General features: G+C 37.0%; 22 protein-coding genes. 11 read left to right on the forward strand and 11 right to left on the reverse strand.

Annotated features, from left to right (window positions below; translation table 11 throughout):
• Both hemW and tadA read left to right on the forward strand, forming a co-directional pair.
• Entirely contained in the window at positions 1-1,188 is a 1,188-nt protein-coding gene (gene hemW / locus ACSLUO_RS09535) for a radical SAM family heme chaperone HemW (RefSeq protein WP_448248275.1), read from the forward strand.
• Positions 1,189-1,199: 11 nt separating this feature from the next.
• Positions 1,200-1,826: a tRNA adenosine(34) deaminase TadA gene (tadA, locus tag ACSLUO_RS09540; RefSeq protein WP_448248277.1), complete on the forward strand. Its 627-nt coding sequence runs from the start codon at positions 1,200-1,202 to the stop codon at positions 1,824-1,826.
• Here tadA and ACSLUO_RS09545 read toward each other — a convergent pair.
• The 5 genes from ACSLUO_RS09545 to gcvA form a co-directional block, all read right to left on the reverse strand.
• Positions 1,816-2,793, reverse strand: coding sequence for an SMP-30/gluconolactonase/LRE family protein (locus ACSLUO_RS09545; protein ID WP_448248279.1), 978 nt, complete (start codon positions 2,791-2,793; stop codon positions 1,816-1,818). The two genes, tadA and ACSLUO_RS09545, sit on opposite strands and share 11 nt — an antisense overlap.
• Positions 2,794-3,009: 216 nt before the next feature.
• Positions 3,010-4,092: a 23S rRNA (cytidine(2498)-2'-O)-methyltransferase RlmM gene (rlmM, locus tag ACSLUO_RS09550; RefSeq protein WP_448248281.1), complete on the reverse strand. Its 1,083-nt coding sequence runs from the start codon at positions 4,090-4,092 to the stop codon at positions 3,010-3,012.
• Positions 4,089-4,472 (reverse strand): DUF423 domain-containing protein, encoded by a 384-nt coding sequence (locus ACSLUO_RS09555; RefSeq protein WP_448248283.1) that lies wholly within the window; start codon positions 4,470-4,472, stop codon positions 4,089-4,091. Before ACSLUO_RS09555 ends, rlmM begins: the two co-directional genes overlap by 4 nt.
• Positions 4,459-5,091 carry an alpha/beta family hydrolase gene (locus ACSLUO_RS09560; RefSeq protein WP_448248285.1) on the reverse strand — a complete coding sequence of 211 codons (633 nt, stop codon included), beginning with the start codon at positions 5,089-5,091 and terminating at the stop codon, positions 4,459-4,461. Before ACSLUO_RS09560 ends, ACSLUO_RS09555 begins: the two co-directional genes overlap by 14 nt.
• A 25-nt stretch (positions 5,092-5,116) precedes the next feature.
• Complete coding sequence (gene gcvA, locus ACSLUO_RS09565) at positions 5,117-6,034, reverse strand: transcriptional regulator GcvA (protein WP_448248286.1); 918 nt, start codon at positions 6,032-6,034, stop codon at positions 5,117-5,119.
• A 278-nt stretch (positions 6,035-6,312) separates the two neighbouring features.
• On the opposite strand from gcvA, the gene ACSLUO_RS09570 reads away from it, so the two are divergent.
• From ACSLUO_RS09570 to ACSLUO_RS09590, 5 genes are all read left to right on the forward strand, one after another.
• Positions 6,313-6,591 (forward strand): hypothetical protein, encoded by a 279-nt coding sequence (locus ACSLUO_RS09570; RefSeq protein ID WP_448248288.1) that lies wholly within the window; start codon positions 6,313-6,315, stop codon positions 6,589-6,591.
• A gap of 330 nt (positions 6,592-6,921) precedes the next feature.
• Positions 6,922-7,065, forward strand: coding sequence for a hypothetical protein (locus ACSLUO_RS09575; protein WP_448248290.1), 144 nt, complete (start codon positions 6,922-6,924; stop codon positions 7,063-7,065).
• A 94-nt stretch (positions 7,066-7,159) separates the two neighbouring features.
• Entirely contained in the window at positions 7,160-7,672 is a 513-nt protein-coding gene (locus tag ACSLUO_RS09580) for an RNA polymerase sigma factor (RefSeq protein ID WP_448248291.1), read from the forward strand.
• Complete coding sequence (locus ACSLUO_RS09585) at positions 7,665-8,216, forward strand: hypothetical protein (protein ID WP_448248292.1); 552 nt, start codon at positions 7,665-7,667, stop codon at positions 8,214-8,216. The genes ACSLUO_RS09580 and ACSLUO_RS09585 overlap by 8 nt, the downstream gene beginning before the upstream one ends.
• A gap of 78 nt (positions 8,217-8,294) precedes the next feature.
• On the forward strand, positions 8,295-9,743 hold the full coding sequence (locus tag ACSLUO_RS09590; RefSeq protein WP_448248293.1) for an amidohydrolase family protein: 1,449 nt from the start codon (positions 8,295-8,297) through the stop codon (positions 9,741-9,743).
• A gap of 94 nt (positions 9,744-9,837) precedes the next feature.
• Here the strand turns inward: ACSLUO_RS09590 and ACSLUO_RS09595 are convergent, their stop codons facing one another.
• The 3 genes from ACSLUO_RS09595 to lon form a co-directional block, all read right to left on the reverse strand.
• A complete protein-coding gene (locus ACSLUO_RS09595) occupies positions 9,838-11,742 on the reverse strand; it encodes a SurA N-terminal domain-containing protein (protein WP_448248295.1) in 1,905 nt (634 codons plus the stop codon).
• Positions 11,743-11,923: 181 nt separating this feature from the next.
• Entirely contained in the window at positions 11,924-12,214 is a 291-nt protein-coding gene (gene hupB, locus ACSLUO_RS09600; RefSeq protein ID WP_448248362.1) for a nucleoid-associated protein HU-beta, read from the reverse strand.
• Positions 12,215-12,474: 260 nt separating this feature from the next.
• The gene (gene lon, locus ACSLUO_RS09605) at positions 12,475-14,823 is read right to left on the reverse strand and encodes an endopeptidase La (protein WP_448248297.1); all 2,349 of its coding nucleotides are present in this window, start codon (positions 14,821-14,823) and stop codon (positions 12,475-12,477) included.
• A gap of 283 nt (positions 14,824-15,106) precedes the next feature.
• Between lon and ACSLUO_RS09610 the strand changes: the two genes are divergently transcribed.
• Together ACSLUO_RS09610 and ACSLUO_RS09615 are read left to right on the forward strand one after the other, a co-directional pair.
• Positions 15,107-15,706: a PilZ domain-containing protein gene (locus tag ACSLUO_RS09610; RefSeq protein ID WP_448248299.1), complete on the forward strand. Its 600-nt coding sequence runs from the start codon at positions 15,107-15,109 to the stop codon at positions 15,704-15,706.
• A gap of 18 nt (positions 15,707-15,724) precedes the next feature.
• A complete protein-coding gene (locus tag ACSLUO_RS09615; protein WP_448248302.1) occupies positions 15,725-16,768 on the forward strand; it encodes an agmatine deiminase family protein in 1,044 nt (347 codons plus the stop codon).
• Positions 16,769-16,854: 86 nt separating this feature from the next.
• On the opposite strand, the gene ACSLUO_RS09620 is transcribed toward ACSLUO_RS09615, so the two are convergent.
• Positions 16,855-18,021: a methyl-accepting chemotaxis protein gene (locus ACSLUO_RS09620; protein WP_448248304.1), complete on the reverse strand. Its 1,167-nt coding sequence runs from the start codon at positions 18,019-18,021 to the stop codon at positions 16,855-16,857.
• 242 nt (positions 18,022-18,263) lie between these two features.
• On the opposite strand from ACSLUO_RS09620, the gene ACSLUO_RS09625 reads away from it, so the two are divergent.
• Entirely contained in the window at positions 18,264-18,434 is a 171-nt protein-coding gene (locus ACSLUO_RS09625; RefSeq protein WP_448248306.1) for a DUF2897 family protein, read from the forward strand.
• An 18-nt stretch (positions 18,435-18,452) separates the two neighbouring features.
• On the opposite strand, the gene ppiC is transcribed toward ACSLUO_RS09625, so the two are convergent.
• Positions 18,453-18,731 carry a peptidylprolyl isomerase PpiC gene (gene ppiC / locus ACSLUO_RS09630; protein ID WP_448248308.1) on the reverse strand — a complete coding sequence of 93 codons (279 nt, stop codon included), beginning with the start codon at positions 18,729-18,731 and terminating at the stop codon, positions 18,453-18,455.
• 142 nt (positions 18,732-18,873) lie between these two features.
• Here ppiC and can point away from each other — a divergent pair, with 142 nt between their 5' ends.
• A complete protein-coding gene (gene can / locus ACSLUO_RS09635; RefSeq protein ID WP_448248310.1) occupies positions 18,874-19,497 on the forward strand; it encodes a carbonate dehydratase in 624 nt (207 codons plus the stop codon).
• 393 nt (positions 19,498-19,890) lie between these two features.
• Here the strand turns inward: can and sohB are convergent, their stop codons facing one another.
• Positions 19,891-20,916, reverse strand: coding sequence for a protease SohB (gene sohB / locus ACSLUO_RS09640; protein ID WP_448248312.1), 1,026 nt, complete (start codon positions 20,914-20,916; stop codon positions 19,891-19,893).
• Between the last annotated feature and the right edge of the window lie 149 nt (positions 20,917-21,065).

Consider the following 21,065-nt stretch of genomic DNA (forward strand, 5'->3'; position numbering starts at 1 on the left):
ATGTCTTTAACATCACCATATTACTGCATAGGTAGTCTCCATTTGTTAACTCAGCAACCTTTATCCCTGTACATTCATATTCCTTGGTGTGTTCAAAAGTGTCCTTATTGTGATTTTAATTCGCATGCCCTTAAACACGAAATTCCTGAGCAAGATTATGTACAAGCGTTAATTAAAGACTTAGACGATGATATTGAACGCTTTGCTTTGCATAACCGAGCACTGCACAGTATTTTTATTGGTGGCGGTACTCCAAGCTTATTTTCCGCCAATGCCATCGACAGCTTATTAAGCCAAGTACTTAGCCGTTTTAACTATCAAGCCGATATTGAAATAACCTTAGAAGCAAACCCTGGTACCGTAGAAGCGGATAAGTTTATTGGTTTTGCCAAAGCAGGCGTTTCTCGGCTTTCTATTGGGGTGCAAAGTTTTGAGTCAGAAAAGCTAATTAAACTTGGCCGAATTCACGATAATCAACAAGCAAAACGCGCTGCAGAGCTAGCAAAAAGCTGTGGAGTTAAAAGTTTTAATTTAGACCTAATGCACGGTTTACCCAATCAAACGGTGGAAAATGCCTTAGACGACCTCAAACAAGCTATTGCGTTAAAGCCTGATCACCTTTCTTGGTATCAATTAACCATTGAACCTAATACGGCCTTTCATTCCAAACCGCCTAAGCTACCGGTTGATGAAACCTTGTGGGATATTCAAGAGCAAGGCATTGCGCTACTGGCTGAAGCGGGTTATCAACAGTATGAAATTTCCGCCTACAGTAAAGCCAATAAACAAAGCCAACATAATTTAAATTATTGGCAGTTTGGTGATTATTTAGGTATTGGTTGTGGCGCTCACGGCAAAATAACCGACATAAACACTCAAAAAGTATTTCGTACGGTAAAAGTAAAACACCCTAAAGGTTATTTAGATAAAACCCGTGCTGCCCTTGATCATTTAACCGAAGTTAAGCAAGCAGAATTACCTTTTGAATTTATGATGAACCAATTAAGGCTACATCAGGCGTTTAACTTAGCGCACTTTGAAAATACAACCGGCTTAAATCAGCAGGTTATTTTACCTTTACTTAAGCAAGCAAAAGATAAAAACTTAATGACTGAGCATAATGGTAATTGGCAAGTTTCACTACTTGGCCAACGTTATTTAAATGATTTATTAGAAATGTTTTTATAAGTAGCTAATCCATGACTTTATCAATAGATAATAAGCAACAGCCAAACACACAATGTGCTGAAGAACGTGCTGGAGAATGTGCTGAAAATAGCGAACAAACAAAAATTGATGCCGCCTTTATGGCGAAAGCTTATGCCCTAGCACAGCAAGCTGAAGCGATTAATGAAATTCCAGTTGGTGCGGTTGTGGTGGCTAACGGTGAAATTATCGGCCAAGGTTATAATCAGTCAATCACCTTAAATGATCCGTCAGCACATGCTGAAATGATCGCCATTCGCCAAGCTGGTGAGCATCTTAAAAATTATCGTCTTATCGACTGCACCCTATATGTTACCTTAGAGCCTTGCCCAATGTGTGCTGGTTTATTAGTACACAGTAGAATAAATCGCTTAGTGTTTGGGGCACCAGATGCCAAAACCGGCGCGGCAGGCTCAGTAATGAACCTAGCCTGTCACGACAAATTAAACCATCAAATCAACATTGAATCAGGGGTAATGGCTGAGCAATGTAGCCAGTTATTATCTGATTTTTTCAAACGTCGACGAAAAGAAATCAAACAACAAAAAGCCGCTCTCAAACAAGCACAGCTGCATAGCACTGAAAAAGAAAAAGAAAAAGAAAGCAAACTTACAAAGTAACACCTGGAATAGCAACTTTTAACGAAAACAAACCCTTGCCGGTTGTGATCAACAAGGTTTTCATATCTGCCCCACCAAACGCTAGGTTAGTTAAGCTTGGGCCAACCTTAATTTTATCAAGCTGTTTACCTTGCGGTGAATAAACATAAATATTGCCTTCACTATGGCTAGTAGCATATAAATTTCCGGCACAATCAACCGCCATACCATCTGGCGATTGAATAGTAACAAACGTTTTTCGCTCACCAACACTACCATCATGGTGGACTGGATACGTGCTAATTTTATTGCCAAAATCACCAACATAAAGTGTTTTTTGATCTGGTGATAAAACAATGCCATTCGGCTTAATTAAGGTTTTATCTATCAGCGACACCTCACCATTAGTATTTAGCCAATAAACGCCAGTAAAAGGTGTTTCTTGCCTTCTGTCACCTAATTGCCAGTTAGGATCAGTAAAATAAATATGACCGGCTGAATGAAGGGTTAAATCGTTAGGTGAATTAAAATGCTGTCCTTTAAAATTATCCACCAGTACTTCACGTGTTTTATCGGGTAATTTGAAACGAGATAATGAACGCGTACCATGATTCATCGAATATAAAACATTAGCTTTTGCGAGTAAGCCATTTGAACCACTGTTTTCAATAAAGCTTGTAATATTCGCAGGTAATGTTAATTGATAAATGGTTGATAATGGCCCAGTTGATTGCTCACTGTTAAAGTTCATTTCTGAAAAATAAAAAGCTTGTGTTTGACTCGACCAAGTTGGCCCTTCTAAAAATAAAAAGTCTTTGCTTATCAGGGAAACGGAGGAGTTTTTCTGGGCATCATAACTAGCAAGGCATGCGTCATTGTTTACTTTGCTAATATTCGATTGCAGCTCATCACTTAAGACTGAGCAGCTAGTTGCTAATAAAAAAATGGGGGAAAGCCACAATAACAAGTTTTTAGGCAGTTTTTTCATTCCGTGTTCAACCATAAAAAATAATAATGGCTTATCCTAGTAACTTGCCTCGTATTAATCAAATAACACCTAGTGAATAGCGATTTTTCGTAAAGAAGATAACATTTCCGATAAACTAGGTAATTATCTGTAATTACCTACGGTTTAAGTACAAAAAAACAATTATAAAAAATAAGTACAAAAAAGCCGACATCTGCCGGCTTAGTATTATTTCCCTTAAAAACTCGGTACCGGAGATAATAACCTTGCATGTACAGTAACTTCTTCACGGTCATAATATAAATGCTTAGCATACAGTTCATATTTTACTTTATGCTCAGCAAAAATATCTTTAATGGTTTGTAAGTCGTTTGTTACTTGTTGATAGCGCCCTTTCATTGGCAGCTTTAAGTTAAACATCGCTTCTTTACAATGGCCATTAACCAGCCATTCAGCCATTAATTTTGCCACTCGCTGTGGTTTTTCAATCATGTCACAAACTAACCAATAAACATTTTGTTTAGCCGGCACAAATTTAAAACCGTCCATTTGATAATGTTTTACTTGCCCTGTTTCCATTAACGACTCAGCCATTGGGCCATTATCAACCGCTGACACCATCATGCCACGGCGTACTAGTTGATACGTCCAACCACCTGGTGCCGAGCCTAAATCAACCGCACGCATGCCAGAAGTTAAACGCTCGTCCCATTCTTCTTTTGGAATAAAGTATAAAAAAGCTTCATCTAATTTTAACGTTGAGCGACTAGGTGCCTCGTTAGGAAATTTTAAGCGATGAATCCCCATAACATGCGGCGAGCTATTAGTACCTAATGAATAACCTAAAATAACTTGTTGCCCTGAAAAAAATAACGCGTGTAAGTTCGCGCCACTGTCATCACTTTTTGCTGTGAGTATTTTATTTTTTCGTAGCTGCTGACGTAATGGCACCGCTAATTTACGACAAAATTTAGATAACTCTTTGCCATCATTAGTATCTGCCGTTTCCATTCGTAAATCAGTATATTGCCAATCTGTGCCTAACGCTTCCACAATAGCTTCAACCCGATTTGATGCTGGTAAATCTATTTTTTCGGTTAACGTTAAAAACCACTGACGGGCAAAAATCAAACGTTTTAATGGCATGGTTTCAATCAGCTTTTCACCATCTTCGGCATTATGTAGATGAAAAAAGACAATGCCTTCTTTTTTGGTTAGTTCTAAATAACCATAAACTTCATTCCAAGCTGCTTTTTCTTGAATTTCAGCACCACATTCTTTTTCGAATCCTGGGCGACAATATAAAACAATACTGGTCATGTGTTTTTTCTACCTGCAAATGCAACAAAGAGCCATGATAAAGCCAAAATTGAACCACCAATAGGAGCCAATTTGCCAATGTCATCGATCATTAAAAATGTTTTTAAATACAAACTACCACTAAAAGCTAAAATCCCCAGCGCAAAACCACTGGCGGCCATCATTAAACTTTTAGACGCTTGCTGTTGATACCAAATAATCACGGCTAATAAAGCAAGTGTATGAATAAATTGATATTGTAATGCTGAAGCTAACCGTGTTTGCACGCTAAGCTCAAGCGCTTGGCCAGCATGGGCTAACCAGGCGCCGAATAGTACAGAAAAACAGCCACTAATACCAACAAAGACCACTAAAAAGCGTAAATAATTAGCAATGTTCAAAAATAAACTCCTGAATAACTTTAGCTGTGGTTATTTTATGTTGTTGATGGCTAAAACCCGATTTAACTCGCGGTTTAAGATCATGATCACCATCGGGCAAATACACCACTTGGCAAAAGTCAGCTAATTGATAACTACTAATTTCATCCTTATTCCCTAAAGCATCACGATCGCCTTGGCATATCAGCACTGGCCGTTGGGTTGCTTGTAATGGTGTTAGGCGCAAGTTTTCTGGCTTTTTTTGTGGATGAAAAGGATAGCCAATGCAAATGCCGCCTTTAATATCGATCACTTGCGGCTCGGCCAATAAGGTGGCCGCTACTCGGCTCCCCATCGACTTACCACCAATAAATACCGGTAGTGATGTCTTAAGCTCAGTTAATACTTGCTGATAATGCGCTAATAAAGCAGGAAAACGATCCGGCGGTCTGCGTTTACCATCTTCTTCACGTTTACGCATATAAGGAAAATTAAAACGTACCACACTTATTTGCTTAGCTAATAATAACGCCGAAAGCTCTTGCATAAAGGCATGGTCTTTTCCTGCACCTGCGCCGTGGGCAAACACAAACACCGCTTTGGCATTATCGGCTTGATAAAAGTCAAATAGCTCAGTCATGATTTTACCCCTTGCTTATTTAACCTCAAACCAAAGTACCATCTTCAATGTTTTCTTGCTCGCTTTCTACCGTTTCTAAAATCCACTGGCGAAAGGCCGCTATTTTGCCAACATCGGCTTGGTTTTCACGACAAACCACATAAAAAGCGCTTTTATTAACTAATACTTCTGAAAATGGACAAATTAAACGGCCAGCATCAATATCTTGTTTAGCAATAATATTATGGGCTAAAGCAATGCCTTGGCCGTGAATTGCCGCTTGTAAGATCATTGATGAATGACTAAAAATCGGCCCGTGGTTTACATTCACTGATTTAATATCTAACTGCCTAAACCAGCGTTTCCAATCACGTCGCGAACTATCATGTAATAACGTATGGTGAGCTAAGTCTTCCGGCGTATCGAGCGGCTTAGTACCATTAAAAATTAATGGCGAGCACACCGGAATTAAATATTCGGTATGCAATTTATCTGCTTTTACTTTTGGCCATTGGCCACGGCCATAATAAATTGCCACATCAACATCTTCAGTTAACAAACCATCAGATTGATCAACCGCTTTAATACGAACGTCAATATCAGGATGTAATTGATTAAAAGCACTTAAACGCGGTACCAACCAATGAATAGCAAAACTCGGCGGTAAACTTAAGGTAATAGCCCCTTTGGCACCACGGCTTAATAATTTTTCGGTGGCTTCTAAAATAGAAGTAAAAATATCTTTAATATCGAGAAAATAAGACTGGCCTTCTTCTGTTAATAACAAGGCACGATTTTTACGCATAAAAAGTTTTATGCCTAAATGCTCTTCTAAAGATTTTATTTGATGACTAATTGCTGCCTGAGTGACAAACAATTCATCAGCAGCACGGGTAAAGCTTAAATGCCTTGCGGATGCTTCAAATGCTCGTAAGGCGTTAAGTGGTGGGAGTCTAGCTGCCATTTTATTTTAATGTTAATCCGTATTGAAGTAATGTTACAACTGAATGAAATAATACATTAGTTTTTCTAATGCGTCAGATTATAAATGGTCGTTTTAAATATTGCTATAACTTCTTTATACTTCAAACCGTAGATGAAGGACATCAAATTAACAAGTTATTACGTGCAAGGGTAACAAGTTAAGAAATCTAACGAAAAATGATTCCCAACCCATTTTTCAAAGAGCTCAAGTTAGTTCTGGATCATCTATGTAGTCAATGAAGATAAATAGGTGCAAACATGAAAACATTAACATTTTTACCAACTCTCGTATTAGCAGCATTAACTGCTATTTTCCCAGCTCAAGGTGTAGAATTAGTTAAAGCAGAAACTATTGATAGCAAAGCATTAACAATTCAAGCGAAGCAAATGCTAACAATAGAAATTCAGCAAATGCATGTAAAAGTTGACGCAACTGAAAGTTTAACAGTGGTGAAAAACAACCTTGATAAACAAGCTAAAGTCGCTGAAAAGCTAAAAGCGAAAGAAGCTACTTACGCAGTAAACTTTGCTGAATAATTTAGCAAAACGCTTTATTGATAGCTGTTTATTAATTGTTAGTTGCTTAATTATAGCAAATAACAAGTAAATAGCCCTGAGTAAACAATTGCAACGAATCCGAAATACCTGCTTAGTTCGCTAAGCAGGTATTTTTTTGCTCAAAAATAATGAAATATTCGATATAGCTAATTTAGCTAGTGCTACTTGAAACTAACTATGTAGGTATCTGAAACATAATCCAACAGAAAAATTAGATACATTACCAAATTATTAGAAAGCTATCTGTAAGGTTTTATTGAAAGTGTGCACTACCCTAGTAAGTTTAAAAATATTACATAGGTTTACAAAATGAAAATGAAAATGAAAATAGAAAAATTTAAACAAAGTAAGTTATGTAAACGTATTCTAAAGGTAGGGATTATCTATATTGCGCTAGAACTTGTTATCGCTATCGGAGTGATTTTTTTCGTTGCTGAAAAAGTAACCATATAAGAATTTAACACTAGTAATAGCTAAAAATAATAAGACCAATATAAAAAGATAGTCATTATTTTTTGTTTAATAATTGTAGCTATAATCAAATATTATGAAAGATAAAGAACTCGAAGCATTTTGGCCAAGGCTTGCACGCATTGCAACATCATATGAAGCGATACCTCAATTACAGGAAGAACTTCAGCAGGAAATGGCTATTGCGATTTGGCAAGCTATGGATCGTTACCGTGGAGAAAGTTCGTTATCAACCTTTTTGTATAAAATTTGCCACAATGTAGCGGTTGGCCATATAAAAAAGCAAATGAAGCAAATTAAGACTTTGAGCCAAAATGATGACATTTCAACAAGTCGTTCTCTTGCTCAAGACTTCTCACAAAAACAGGAGTTGAACTGCTTGTTAACTGCTATCAGGCAGTTACCATTAATTCAACGACAGTTAATTACATTGTATCTCGATGGTGTTAAACAGCAAGATATTGCCGAGATTATGGGTATTTCTGAAAATAATGTCGCCGTCAGTATAAATAGGGCAAAAAAGTCCCTTCAACAAATAATGACAAAAAATTCAACAGAAAATACGCAACGGAGCATTGAACATGAATAACGATTTTGAATCCTTGTCTAAAGCCTGGCAATCGCAACCATTAAGCAGTAACTTTGATCGAAAAGAGTTAAAGAAGAATTTGTTCTTTAAACGGTTAGGGCTTTTACTTACTTCCTTAGTAGAGCTTCTCATCATTGCTGTAGTTATTTGGCTTTTAATCGATGCATTCACACAATCGCGCGCAATTCATCTGAAAGTCTGGTTTATATTGGCTTTAATTTGTGGCGTTATAGCAATGATAGTTTCGATAAAAAGTCGCTTTAAGAGTTTAAAAATGCTCACTAGTTCAACGCAAAGCTGGATCGAATTTGAACAAAAAATGAGCCACGAAGTTCTACGCAGAGTTATGGTCACCCGTTATCTAATGTTGATTTTTTGTATTGCCTTAACGGGGCTTTTTATTTACGAGATCATCTTCCTTAACTACCTTATGAACGAGCTAATACCACGCTATACCTTCGGTATTTTATGGCTTGGGATCGTATGGTTTATCAATCGCCATCAAATGAAAAAGCACCAAAATTTTCTTAATAGACTAAAATAAATTTAATTTTTTGTAAGGTTTATTTGTACTGCCCCACTGAAGTAAAAAGTAACTATCAATTTTTATCAGTGGAACCAAATGACTATAACAAAATACATAACTACCTTTATATGCTTGCTTTCGGCCCCCCTAGCTCTTGCAAGTATGCCTGTAAACGAAAGCTATCAATCTTTTCGTAATATCAATATTGTTGATGTAGAAAAAGGAACGGTTAATAAAAATAACTTTTTGATTATTCGTGGTAAAAACATTGAATATGTAGGAGCCTCTTTACCTCAACAATATTTTCTGGAAAAAACACAAGATGCAAAAGGCGTGTTTGTAATCCCGGGTTTAATTGATACTCACGCACATATTTCTTTAGGTGAGGTAACCTTTAAAAAAATAAGGGGAAAACTCGCTATTAATGCCCATAACAGTGACGATATTTCTTCATGGAACGCAGCTGAATTATTGAACTGGGGCGTTACATATATTAGAAATCCAGGTGGTAGCTCTCAACATAATGTTCACTACAAAAATCAAATCGCATCAGGCGAAATAATCGGCCCTGGAGCTAAAGTTGCAGGAGAGCTTCTCGATACAAATATTTTTGATGGTCTAACTGTTAACATCGATGAAAACATGACATTAGCCAAAGCTATTCAACAGCAAAAAAATGCAGGGGTAGATATTATAAAACTATATTCAGGCTTGTCTGAACAGCAAGTTAAGGAAGCAATAAAAATTGCTCATAACTTGAATATGAAAGTAGCCGGTCATCTTGATGATGTTAGCTGGACAGATGCCGCCAACTGGCAAATAGATAGTTTGGTACATGCTATGCCCGGTTCAGAAAAATTGTTAGATGCTCAAGAAAAGCAGAGATATATAAATACATCTCGACCTGGTACTTTTGCCTTTTTTGAATGGTATGAAAATCTAAATTTAAACTCAAAACCAATGATAGAAATGTATCAGGCATTGCGTGAAAACAAAGTGTATGTTGATCCTACATTGATTGTTTTTAAAAATACTTTTTTCGGAAATAGAAAAGACATCATCACGCACCCTCAACTTTCAAAAGTACACCCTGAATTACTCAACAATTGGAAAACCTTCTTTACCTTTAACCTAGGTTGGAAAGAAGACGACTTTATTCGAGCACAAAAAGTATGGCCAAAAGTACTCCAGTTTGTAAATAGACTCCATCAAGAGGGAGTTTTGCTTACCATTGGAAGTGATTTAGGAAACCCATGGGTTATTCCCGGTTTAAGCGTACATCAAGAAATGCAATTGTTCTCAGAGGCAGGTATTTCTAATCAAGACATTATCAGAATGGCCACGGTAAACGCTGCTAAGCAACTTAATATCTTTGATACTCAAGGAACCATTGAAAAAGGCAAAATAGCCAATTTGGTTTTTTTAAAAAAGAACCCTTTCGAAGATATTGCTAACACACAATCAATTTCTCAAGTTTATTTACTGGGTAAACAAGTACACCGCAATACAGATAATTCAGCTTTTATATTAAAACCACAGCAATAGCATCATCTAAAATAAAAAAGGCGCCTAAATTTGATTTAGGCGCCTTTTTTTATAACTTAACGATTGGTATTAAACTAAGCGTTTAATGCCAAGCTTAATAAGCTGGGTTAGCTACGTCAGTTAAGGTACGACGAGTTATCTTAGCTTGCTCTGATAATGCGCCAATATAGCTAACATAAGCAGAACGTGATAATTGTGCCGCAAATTGCTCAGCTAATTGTGGTGCAACTGTTTCCGCGTTGCCTGGTTTAACCGCTTGAATTTCAACAAGGGCAATATCACCATTGCTTAATGAAATATTAGCCGCTGAAACAGTGCCTTCGGCTGGGTGAGGTAATGTAAACGCTTTACGAACAATAGTACCGTCAACATCACTACCAAAACGAGCAACATCCGCTTTAACTTCAAACTGGCTATCAAGCTCAGTTAAACCAGCGGTAATATCTTCACCTGCGGTAAACTTAGCTAATAATTCATCTGCAGCAACTTGGGCTTTTTCGTTAGCTTTTTGCGTTAATAGTTTTGCTTTGATCTCAGCGCTAACAAGTTCAAGTGCTTTAGTTTCTGCTGGTTGGTATTCATTAATATGAACAACAATGGCTAACTCGTCAGATACTTCAATAACTTCAGAGTTTAAGTTTTCCGAGATAACCATATCAGAAAATACTGCGTTAATTACATCGCTGTTATTAAATGGCGCAGGGTTTTGATTGCGTGTTAACCAATCAGAGGTCATTACTTTGGCTGACACAACTTCAGCTGCTTCATCTAAGCTATCAGGCACTTCAAAACTTACACGGCCTAATTCATCTTTTAATTCAAAAAACTTGTTCTGAGCAGCGTCTGTAGCTGCTGCTGCCATAATTTCTGCTTTTGCTTCTTCAAAAGGTGTAATTACTTCAGCTTCAAATTCCGTTAATTTAATAATATGGAAACCAAATTCGGTTTCAACAACGTCTGAAACATCGCCTACGTTTGATAATGCCATGGCCGCTTCTTCAAACTCAGGTACCATAACACCGGCTTCTAACCACTCTAAATCACCGCCATTTTCAGCACTGAAAGTATCCGCTGAGTTTGCTTTGGCTAATTCAGCAAAGTCACCGCCCGCTTTAATTTGTGCTAATAAATCGTTGATTTTAGTTTCAGCATCATCAGCCGGCTCAATTAAAATATGAGAAATACGGCGTTTTTCAGCTTGGGTATAGCTAGCGATGTTGTTTTTATAAAAAGCTTCAGCATCTTCGTCTGTTGTTTCAATTGTTTTAGCAATGTCGTTCACGTCTAGCACAACATAGTTAACTTTAGCTTTTTCAGCATGTTGATAAGCCGCTTGGTTTGCTTGGTAATGACTTTTAATTTCTTCGTCTGTTACTTCTACTTGGGCTTTAAATTGCTCAGCAGCAATTACGGCAAAGCGTAAATCACGTTTTTGATCACGTAATTTAGTTACCATTTCCGTTTCAAACGGTAGGCTAAATTCAGTAGCAACTAAACTTTGCGTTAATTGCTGACGCGCCATTTCAACACGTAAATAATCACGAAAGTTTGACGATTCTCTAAAGCCGGCTTGGTTAATCAAGGCTAAATAACGGTTGTTATCAAAAACACCATCCACGTGGAATTCTTTCATTTCAACAATTGTTTTTTTAATACGTTCGTCTGAAATACGAATGGCTAAATCTTGCGTGTTTTGGTCAAGCAACTTTTCGTTAATTAAGCTATTTAACACATCATTACGTAAGTTATTTAAATAAGTAGGATCAGCTAATAACGATTCAAACATTTCACCGTACTGTTGCGACATACGATTACGTTGTTGTTGAAAGGCTTGCTCAAAATCTTGCTGAGATATTTTTTCGCCGTTAACTTCTGCTACCGAGGTATCAACAGAGTTGGTGTAACTTCCAATGCCAGCAAAAGCAAAGGTTAAGATAATGAGGCCAAGAATAACTTTGGCGGTCATACCTTGTGATTTTTCACGGATATTTTCTAACATTTTTTTCTCTTAAAAAACCGAAAGGTTATACAATGGAGGCGATTCTATCAGAAGCACGCTGGTGCTTGAAGTTGAATTGTTAATTAATTAAACATTACTCGAAAGAAAAAGCTTCATAAAAAACAAAAAACCACCTTATTGGTGGTTTTTTTAAACTTATACTAAATATTTAAAATAAATATTAGTTACAAGCGTCTTTTAATGCTTTACCAGCTTTAAAAGATGGAATTTTAGCTGCAGCAATTTCAATTGTTGCACCAGTTTGTGGGTTACGGCCTGTGCGTGCTGCGCGATCACGTACAGAGAAAGTACCAAAGCCAACTAATGCTACTTGTTCACCAGTTTTTAATTCTTCAGTTACAGCTTCGATAAACGAATCTAAAGCACGACCAGCAGCAGCTTTAGAAATATCAGCGCCAGCAGCAATCTTCTCTATTAGTTGAGACTTATTCACAGTGTCTTCCTCTTCAATTTGTTATTATACAGCGCTATCATCATTGTTAGCGTTCAGAAGAAACTTTATATCAAGCTTCTTTTGGAACTTCAAGCACCAAGTTAAGATAAATAAAAATATATTAATTTTTTCGTATTTCACTAAAACCCTTATAACATACGGCCTTAGCTCAATTAGCGTAGTTAACTTACCATAGTTTTCACGTTTGAAAAGAAAAAAATGCAAATTTTTCGATATTTTTTGCATTTTTTTCTAATTTTGCTACTTAAGCATCCATTTTAAGCGTCTATTGACCATTTCTCGTACGGATGTTCAAGCGCAATCGTTAGTACTTCATCAATCCATTTTACTGGGTGAATCGCTAAATCCGCTTTAACATTGTCTGGAATTTCTTCCAAATCACGTTCATTGTCTTTTGGAATGATCACGGTTTTAATACCACCTCGGTGAGCAGCTAGTAGTTTTTCTTTTAAACCACCTATCGCTAATACTTCACCACGTAAGGTAATTTCGCCCGTCATTGCCACATCAGCTTTAACCGGATTACCGGTTAAACTAGACACTAATGCGGTACACATACCAATACCGGCACTTGGGCCATCTTTAGGCGTTGCTCCTTCTGGAACATGCACGTGAATGTCGCGTTTTTCATTAAAGTCGTCATTTATACGTAGCTTTTCAGTACGGCTACGAACAACCGTCATGGCAGCCTGAATAGACTCTTGCATAACGTCACCTAATGAGCCGGTATAAGAAAGTTTACCTTTACCTGGCACTGACGCTGTTTCTATGGTTAAAAGCTCACCACCGACTTGTGTCCAAGCTAAACCGGTAACTAAACCAACACGGTTTTCGTCATCAGCCTTACCATAATCAAAGCGCTGCACACCTAAGAATTCACTTAAGTTGTCTTGATTGATGGTAACTTTTTTCAAGCCTTTATCTAATAAAATGGCTTTTACCGCTTTACGACATAATTTTGAAACTTCACGTTCAAGGTTACGAACGCCCGCTTCACGAGTGTAATAACGAATAATGCCAATAATTGCACTATCATCAATTTCAATTTCGCTGGCTTTTAAGCCGTTACGTTCAATTTGTTTTTCAACCAAATGTTGTTTGGCAATGTTAAGTTTTTCATCTTCGGTGTAACCCGATAAACGAATAACTTCCATACGGTCTAATAACGGCCCAGGAATGTCCATACTGTTAGAGGTTGCGACAAACATCACATCAGATAAGTCGTAATCAACTTCTAAATAATGGTCATTAAAGCTGGTGTTTTGCTCTGGATCTAACACTTCTAATAAGGCAGAAGCGGGATCACCACGCATATCAGAGGCCATTTTGTCGATTTCATCTAACAAAAACAGTGGGTTTTTAACACCAACTTTTGCCATTTTTTGAATTAATTTACCCGGTAAAGAACCAATATACGTTTTACGATGACCACGAATTTCGGCTTCATCACGCACGCCACCTAAGGCCATACGAACATATTTACGACCGGTTGATTTAGCAATTGACTGACCTAGTGACGTTTTACCCACACCTGGAGGCCCTACTAAACATAAGATAGGCCCTTTTAATTGGCTAACACGTTGTTGTACGGCAAGATATTCTAAAATGCGTTCTTTAACTTTATCTAAGCCGTAGTGATCTTTATCTAGTACTTCTTGCGCAAGTTTTAAGTTTTTCTTTAACTTGCTGCGCTTTTTCCATGGCACACTCGTCATCCAGTCAATGTAACTACGAACAACCGTGGCCTCAGCCGACATTGGCGACATCATTTTTAATTTTTGTAATTCAGCTAAGGTTTTTTCTTTAGCTTCTTTTGGCATGCCCGCGTCTTCAATTTTTTTAGTGTAAACTTCACCTTCATCAGGTACTTCGTCCATTTCACCTAATTCTTTTTGAATCGCTTTCATTTGCTCATTCAAATAGTATTCGCGTTGGCTTTTTTCCATTTGTTTTTTAACGCGGGTACGGATTTTTTTCTCTACTTGCAGTAGATCAATCTCTCCTTCCATTTGCGCCATCAAATACTCTAAACGCTCAGCAACATTGATGATTTCTAATACTTTTTGTTTATCCGCTAATTTAAGCGGCATGTGAGCTGCCATGGTATCAGCAAGTTGTTCTGCTTCTTCAATACCTGAAACTGACGTTAATACTTCCGGCGGTATTTTTTTATTTAATTTAACGTACCCTTCAAACTGGGAAATAGCTGAACGTACTAATACGTCAAAATGCTCATCTTCATTTGTTTCTGACGTTAAGTACTGAATTTCAGCTAAAAAATGCTCTTCGGTTTGGGTAAACTTAGCAATTTCAGCTCGTTGTAAACCTTCAACTAACACTTTAACCGTACCGTCTGGCAGTTTTAGCATCTGTAATATCGTTGCTACTGTACCCGTTTGATAAACATCATCCGCTGTTGGGTCGTCAATAGCGGCATCTTTTTGGGCAACAAGAAAAATTTGCTTGTCGGTTTCCATCGCTATGTCTAAACAACGAATAGATTTTTCACGACCAACAAATAATGGAATAACCATTTGTGGATAAACCACGACATCCCGTAAGGCTAATACGGGGGTTTCAACGATACCTGATAACGTTTGGCTCATAGATACTCTCTCGGAATTTTTAATGAAGAGCTGACACATTTAATTTTATAAATGTGAGTAATGATAAGTATATGGGGATATTAAAAAAGGTTTCAATAAAGCAAACAATAAAAATAGTAATTAACATAATAGTTGGCTAATAAGTAAGCACATATCTCCTATTCAATGTTATCTGCGCTAAACCGAAAGTCTCTTAAATAGCTAGCTTGTTAATTCAACTAGCATTAAATGCTGAGTTATTCGTATAATAACCTTCTTAAATATTTTACCGCTAGGTTAATCAATGGATCTTAACGAACAACAAGAAAAACTTGCGCTATTTACCGAGTTTTTTACCATTAACCACAACTTTTCTGTCAACATTGAAAAACAGCCACAAAGTTACACCCAAGAAAACTTTGAAGCTGCTATTCCATTACCTTTTAAGTTAGCGAGTGATAAATCAACGATTGATCAGAAAGCCTTACGCCCTTTACAAAACTTAACTGGCGTTGCTAGCCAATTAGTGGATTATTTACATCACCAAGCCAATAAAATTGACCTCTTAGTTAATTATATTCTTAGTCAGCATGATGATGACAAACAGCGTTTTCAAGGCACTGAAATTGGTGGTGGTGGTTTTAGTTTTACTGCAAATGAAGATTTTTCCCTCGCTGATAAACTTATTGTGAAACTGTTTTTATTAGAAGAAAATTGTGCGGTTTATTGCCACGGTGAAGTGATCGAAAAAACAGCCACTGATAACTCAAATTTTAACTATAAAGTTCTGTTTGAAAAGATCAGAGAAGAAGACCGTGAATCGTTAGTGAGAACCAGCCTACATTTACAATCAAAACAATTGCAATCTTTAGCCCAGCAACGTAACCAAGCCGCTAAAAATTAATCTCGAGCCTTTTTAATTATGAATAACTTTTATTTACCTGCTGAGTGGTATCCACAAGATGCGGTATTAATGACTTGGCCACATGCGGCAACCGACTGGCAACCACTACTAGAGAAAGTTGAACCGGCTTTTATCAATATTGCTAAAGCCATCACTGATCGCCAAAATCTGATTATTAACTGCCATAATGAAAACTTACAGCAGCATATAAAAGCGATATTTAAACAGGCAAATATTAAGCTTGAACAAGTTAACTTTGTACTGGCAGCCAGCAATGATACTTGGGCTAGAGATCATGGCCCTATCACGCTCGTTAATCATGAAGGTAAGATTAAATGTTTAAACTTCATTTTTAATGGTTGGGGTAATAAGTTTGAAGCAAGTTTAGACAACCAGTTAAATTTAGCTTTATTTCAACAGCTAGAATTAACAGAGCAACAGCAGAAAAGTATTAATTTAGTGCTTGAAGGTGGTGGTATTGAATCTGATGGTCAAGGTCATTTGTTAACCACCTCAAAGTGTTTATTAAACCCTAATCGCAACCCAGCATTAACGAAACAAGACATTGAAACTCAACTGTGCTCATTATTTGCTAGTAAAAAAGTGCTTTGGTTAGATTCCGGTGACTTAATCGGGGATGACACCGATGCACATATTGATACCCTATGCCGCTTTGCACCAAACAACAGTTTAGTTTATGTTCGTTGTGATGATGAAAATGATGCGCACTTTGCCGAATTGGCAGAAATGGAAAAAGAACTTCAGGCGTTACGTACGCTTGATAACCAAACGTTTAATTTGATCCCATTACCTTGGCCGTCAGCAAAATTTAATCAAGACGGTGATCGCTTACCAGCCACCTATGCAAATTATTTAATTATTAATCAAGCGGTGCTGGTACCCACCTATCAAGATAAAGCTGATGAAACGGCATTACGCCAAATTCAACTAGCCTACCCTGAACATGAAGTTATCGCGATTGACTGTTTAGCCGTTATTGAACAGTTTGGTAGTTTACATTGTTTAACTATGCAATTACCAAAAGGTGTTTTACCTGCTTAACCTTTATTGATTAAACAGCAAGTCAACATAAAAAAGGCTCACTATTTTTAAAATAGTGAGCCTTTTTATTGGTTAATTATTAACGGCTAAACACAAATTCGGCTTAACGTGGCGTCAACTTGTTGCGATGTGCCTTTTTGTTGTTCGGCATGTTGTGAGGCAATACTCAAGCCTTGGTTAATTTCTCGGCTAATATCTACCATCATGCTCATGTTATCGTTTAATGACGCCGTAGATTGTTGTTGATCTTCTGTACCACTAGCAATCTGTGTGGTTAAGGCATCAACTTCTTGGAAAACGTCTTTAATTTTTTGCAAAGCATCTACTACTTCTGCCGAATGACTTAAACTCTCTTGCGTTAAATCTTGTCCTCGAGAAATGGCATTTACTGCATTGGTTGATTTTTCTTGTAAGCCTTCAACCATAGATTGAATTTCTACTGTTGCTTCTTGTGTTCGATGAGCTAATGCTCTTACTTCATCAGCAACAACGGCAAAACCTCGACCTTGCTCACCAGCTCGAGCCGCTTCAATTGCCGCATTTAATGCTAATAAGTTGGTTTGATCGGCAATGCCGCGAATAACATCTAATACTGAACCAATACGTGCCGATTCACCTTGTAATAACGATAAATCATTCGCCATACTGGTCACTTCATTAGCAAAAGATTCAATTGAATGTTGGCTAGTAGATGACGACTGGGTGCCTTGTGCCAAAATATCAACAACTTGGCTAGTGGTTAAACTAACTTGCGAAGCATTTTCAAATAACACCGATGAAGTTGATGCCACCTGCTCAATAGAATGTGCCATTTGCTCAATTTGGTTGGTAGAAGCGTCAACGGAACGAGATGCCTCTTGCATTTGGTTAGACAGCTGAGTTGAACCCTGATGTAACATTTCAGATTCAGCTTTTAACTCTTCAATAACATCCGCTAAATTAGTAACAAAATCACTCAATTGATTGGTAACATGAGCCAACTCATCGGAACCACTATCTTTTAACGCTTTTTCCGGTGCATCTTCGCTACTTATCACTAACGCTAAATAGTTTTGTAAGGCATCAAGACGTTGATCCAAACATTTAGTATTCATAATAAAGCTAGCGATGGCTTGAACAGCTACCACAGCTAATAATACAAAAACCACTGCCATTGCCGTTAATGACTCAGCAAAGATCATGATCAGCAGTATGGCAATCAAAGAGGCAACAATTTGCGGTAATAGTAATTTAACACTTAAACGATTTAACATAACTTACTGACCTTATTATTAGATATTTTTTATGGACGCTTTAAGTATTTATATCAGGGGACTTAATGAAATGAAATATAATCTGTTAAAAAATCAGCTGTTTTTGTAATTTAATCTAAACACGCACCCTGTTGTATAAAAAAATAGCAAAAATACAAGGCATTTAAATGCTTTAGGTGATGATTTTTAATGATAGTATGAATAATAAGTTTTCTAAAAGTTAAACAATTAAAGGATAAACCATGAGTATTTCTCTCGCCTTGTTAATTATTGTCATCATAGGTTTTATTTTTAGTGGTGTTATCGTGCTTAAACAGTCAGCCAAAAAATTTAACTTAACCGACGAACAATTAAAAAACATTAAAGAGCGTGAAAAAAAGTTAAGTGCGGAAGATAAAGAAAATGAGCGGTAACATCAGATGTCGCTACATTTAATTTCGATATAAGGTTTTAATTAAATGATAGCCAAACTGGGTTTTAACCGGACCATGTACTTTATATAACTCTTTTTTAAACACAACATCATCAAACGGCTTCACCATTTGACCACGACGAAATTCACCTAAATCTCCGCCTTTTTTACCTGAAGGACAAAGTGAATGTCTTTTCGCAAGTTGTGCAAAGTCTTTACCTTTACCCAGTTGAATTAATAACTCTTTTGCTTGTTTTTCGGTTTTTACTAAAATATGTAATGCGCCAGCAACTGCCATGGTTTCTTCCCCTGCCTTATTTAATCTGCTAATTGTACACAAAAGTTAACGCTTGATTAATCACTTAAATAAACTTTTGCTTTACTTGTTTAAAGATAGCCATAAAATGTCAAAAATTATTTACTTAAATCGGTAACTCTTCATGTCATCAATCAAGCATTTATTTGATAATAACTACCTTTGGGCCAATAGCGTAAAAGATAAAGATCCTAATTTCTTTAAAAATTTATCTGATCAACAAACCCCTGAATATTTATGGATTGGCTGCTCAGATTCTCGCGTACCTGCCAATGAACTGCTTGGTATGGCACCAGGTGAAGTGTTTGTGCATCGTAATATTGCCAATCAAGTTATTCATACCGATCTCAACTGTTTATCAGTGCTGCAATATGCGGTCGATGTGTTAAAAGTTAAAAATATTATCGTTTGTGGCCATTATGGCTGTGGTGGTGTCGCGGCATCACTTGAAGATAAAAGTTTAGGTCTCATCGACAACTGGTTACGCCATATTCAGGATGTTTACCGCTTTAATAAAGAAAAATTTAATCAAGTAACAGATCCAAAAGAACGAGTAAATTTATTGTGTGAGTTAAATGTAATGGAGCAAGTTGCTAACGTTTGCTGCACAACCATCCTTCGCCGTGCTTGGGAAAATGGTCAAGATATTACCGTACATGGTTTAGTTTATAATTTACATGACGGCATTCTTAAAGACTTAAACGTCAGTGTTGACGGTATTGAGTCAGGTACTTGTTTATTTAAATAAGCTGATAATAAAAAAGGCGCTAACTGTTCAATGCTAGCTCATTAATACCCGCTTGCAGAAGGCATAACTCTGCTTGATAAAATGTCTGAATGAAAAATCAATATCAGCTAATGCCGTCATGGATGATGGCAAAGCGCAGTGGCACATGGATGTGCCATCTAAGCGTTAGCTCGATATATTGAGTTTTCAGGAAGGTTAACATTTTATAGCAGCGCCATGGGGTTCCAAGGGGATAGCGGCGTTAGCATCCCCTTGGGTGTAGTCGCCACCGCGACAATATCATGTTGAAATAACTCAGTATATAAAGTATTTAAGTTGTTAATAACACTTAATTAACTGACATTAGGCTAACGGCACCTTTGTTTTATTTTTTCAGTTTTTTCAACCGTATTTTTAACTTGGAAAAATACGGTTATTCTGCCAAAGCTTACCCACGATAGCTTCCACTGATAATGACGCCGCTTTAGATAATTTTTCAGCTAAGCCTTTTTTCGTGGCATATTTAATCGCTAAAATCTTTTTATCTTTGCTTGCTTGCATCAAGTAATCATCGCTGGTTTGAATAGTATCAACTAAGCCTAATTCATGCGCTTTAATACCAAACCAATGTTCACCGGTTGCCACTTTCGCAATATCTAACGATGGACGATGCTCAGTAACAAAGGTTTTAAATAGTTCATGAGTTTCTTCTATTTCTTCTTTGAACTTTTCACGAGCTTTGTCGGTATTTTCACCAAACATGGTTAAAGTACGTTTAAAATCACCTGCTGTGATCTGTTCAAATTCAACGTCATTTTTCTTTAAAATTTTATTAAAATTAGGAATTTGAGCAATCACCCCAATTGAACCTAAAATCGCAAATGGCGCTGAAATAATGGTATTAGCAACACAGGCCATCATATAACCACCACTAGCTGCTACTTTATCAACTGAAATAGTTAACGGAATATTTTGTTGACGAATACGATCAAGTTGTGAAGATGCTAAGCCATAACCATGCACCATACCACCACCACTTTCTAGTCGAACAAACACTTCATCTTCAGGTTTTGCCACCATAAGCACCGCGGTAATTTCTTCTCGTAATGAAGAAACTTCTTTGGCATCAATACTGCCTTTAAAATCAAGTACAAAAACACGGGCTTTAGGGGCCGGCTTTTCTTTCGATTTAGCCTGTGCTTTCGCCGCTTTTTTATCTTCTTTTTCTTTTTCTTTTAATTCATCTTTTGTTAATAAATGATGAATAACTTCTTCTTCAACCTCTTCAAATTGCTCTGACAGATCGGTAATTTCTAATTCACCTTTTTTATGCTTTTGTTTAACCGCCGCAGCCGTAATTGCAACTATAATTGCGATCACAGCAAAGACAAAAGTAATTGCTTTCGCTAAAAAAAGTCCGTATTCGTACAAAAAATCCAAGAGCCACTCCATCAATTTATTTATTAAGCCTGGTTGAGGTTCCGTTATATAGCAAAGGCTAAAATGAACATGCAACCGCTTTAGCTAAGTTTTATATTGCCGATGATTCTACACCAGTTAAAAAATTTTCACAGCTCAAATTATGCAAC

It is taken from the genome of Thalassotalea agariperforans (assembly GCF_053470345.1).

Bases quoted from the DNA above. Each gene is read 5' to 3' on its own strand.
- ACSLUO_RS09570 (WP_448248288.1), top strand. From the start codon at position 6,313: ATGAAAACATTAACATTTTTACCAACTCTCGTATTAGCAGCATTAACT.
- lon (WP_448248297.1), bottom strand. From the start codon at position 14,823: ATGAGCCAAACGTTATCAGGTATCGTTGAAACCCCCGTATTAGCCTTA.
- ACSLUO_RS09615 (WP_448248302.1), top strand. From the start codon at position 15,725: ATGAATAACTTTTATTTACCTGCTGAGTGGTATCCACAAGATGCGGTA.
- ACSLUO_RS09585 (WP_448248292.1), top strand. From the start codon at position 7,665: ATGAATAACGATTTTGAATCCTTGTCTAAAGCCTGGCAATCGCAACCA.
- can (WP_448248310.1), top strand. From the start codon at position 18,874: ATGTCATCAATCAAGCATTTATTTGATAATAACTACCTTTGGGCCAAT.
- ACSLUO_RS09625 (WP_448248306.1), top strand. From the start codon at position 18,264: ATGAGTATTTCTCTCGCCTTGTTAATTATTGTCATCATAGGTTTTATT.
- ACSLUO_RS09580 (WP_448248291.1), top strand. From the start codon at position 7,160: ATGAAAGATAAAGAACTCGAAGCATTTTGGCCAAGGCTTGCACGCATT.
- gcvA (WP_448248286.1), bottom strand. From the start codon at position 6,034: ATGGCAGCTAGACTCCCACCACTTAACGCCTTACGAGCATTTGAAGCA.
- tadA (WP_448248277.1), top strand. From the start codon at position 1,200: ATGACTTTATCAATAGATAATAAGCAACAGCCAAACACACAATGTGCT.
- ACSLUO_RS09620 (WP_448248304.1), bottom strand. From the start codon at position 18,021: ATGTTAAATCGTTTAAGTGTTAAATTACTATTACCGCAAATTGTTGCC.
- ACSLUO_RS09595 (WP_448248295.1), bottom strand. From the start codon at position 11,742: ATGTTAGAAAATATCCGTGAAAAATCACAAGGTATGACCGCCAAAGTT.
- hemW (WP_448248275.1), top strand. From the start codon at position 1: ATGTCTTTAACATCACCATATTACTGCATAGGTAGTCTCCATTTGTTA.
- ACSLUO_RS09575 (WP_448248290.1), top strand. From the start codon at position 6,922: ATGAAAATGAAAATGAAAATAGAAAAATTTAAACAAAGTAAGTTATGT.
- ACSLUO_RS09610 (WP_448248299.1), top strand. From the start codon at position 15,107: ATGGATCTTAACGAACAACAAGAAAAACTTGCGCTATTTACCGAGTTT.
- rlmM (WP_448248281.1), bottom strand. From the start codon at position 4,092: ATGACCAGTATTGTTTTATATTGTCGCCCAGGATTCGAAAAAGAATGT.
- ppiC (WP_448248308.1), bottom strand. From the start codon at position 18,731: ATGGCAGTTGCTGGCGCATTACATATTTTAGTAAAAACCGAAAAACAA.
- ACSLUO_RS09560 (WP_448248285.1), bottom strand. From the start codon at position 5,091: ATGACTGAGCTATTTGACTTTTATCAAGCCGATAATGCCAAAGCGGTG.
- ACSLUO_RS09590 (WP_448248293.1), top strand. From the start codon at position 8,295: ATGACTATAACAAAATACATAACTACCTTTATATGCTTGCTTTCGGCC.
- ACSLUO_RS09545 (WP_448248279.1), bottom strand. From the start codon at position 2,793: ATGAAAAAACTGCCTAAAAACTTGTTATTGTGGCTTTCCCCCATTTTT.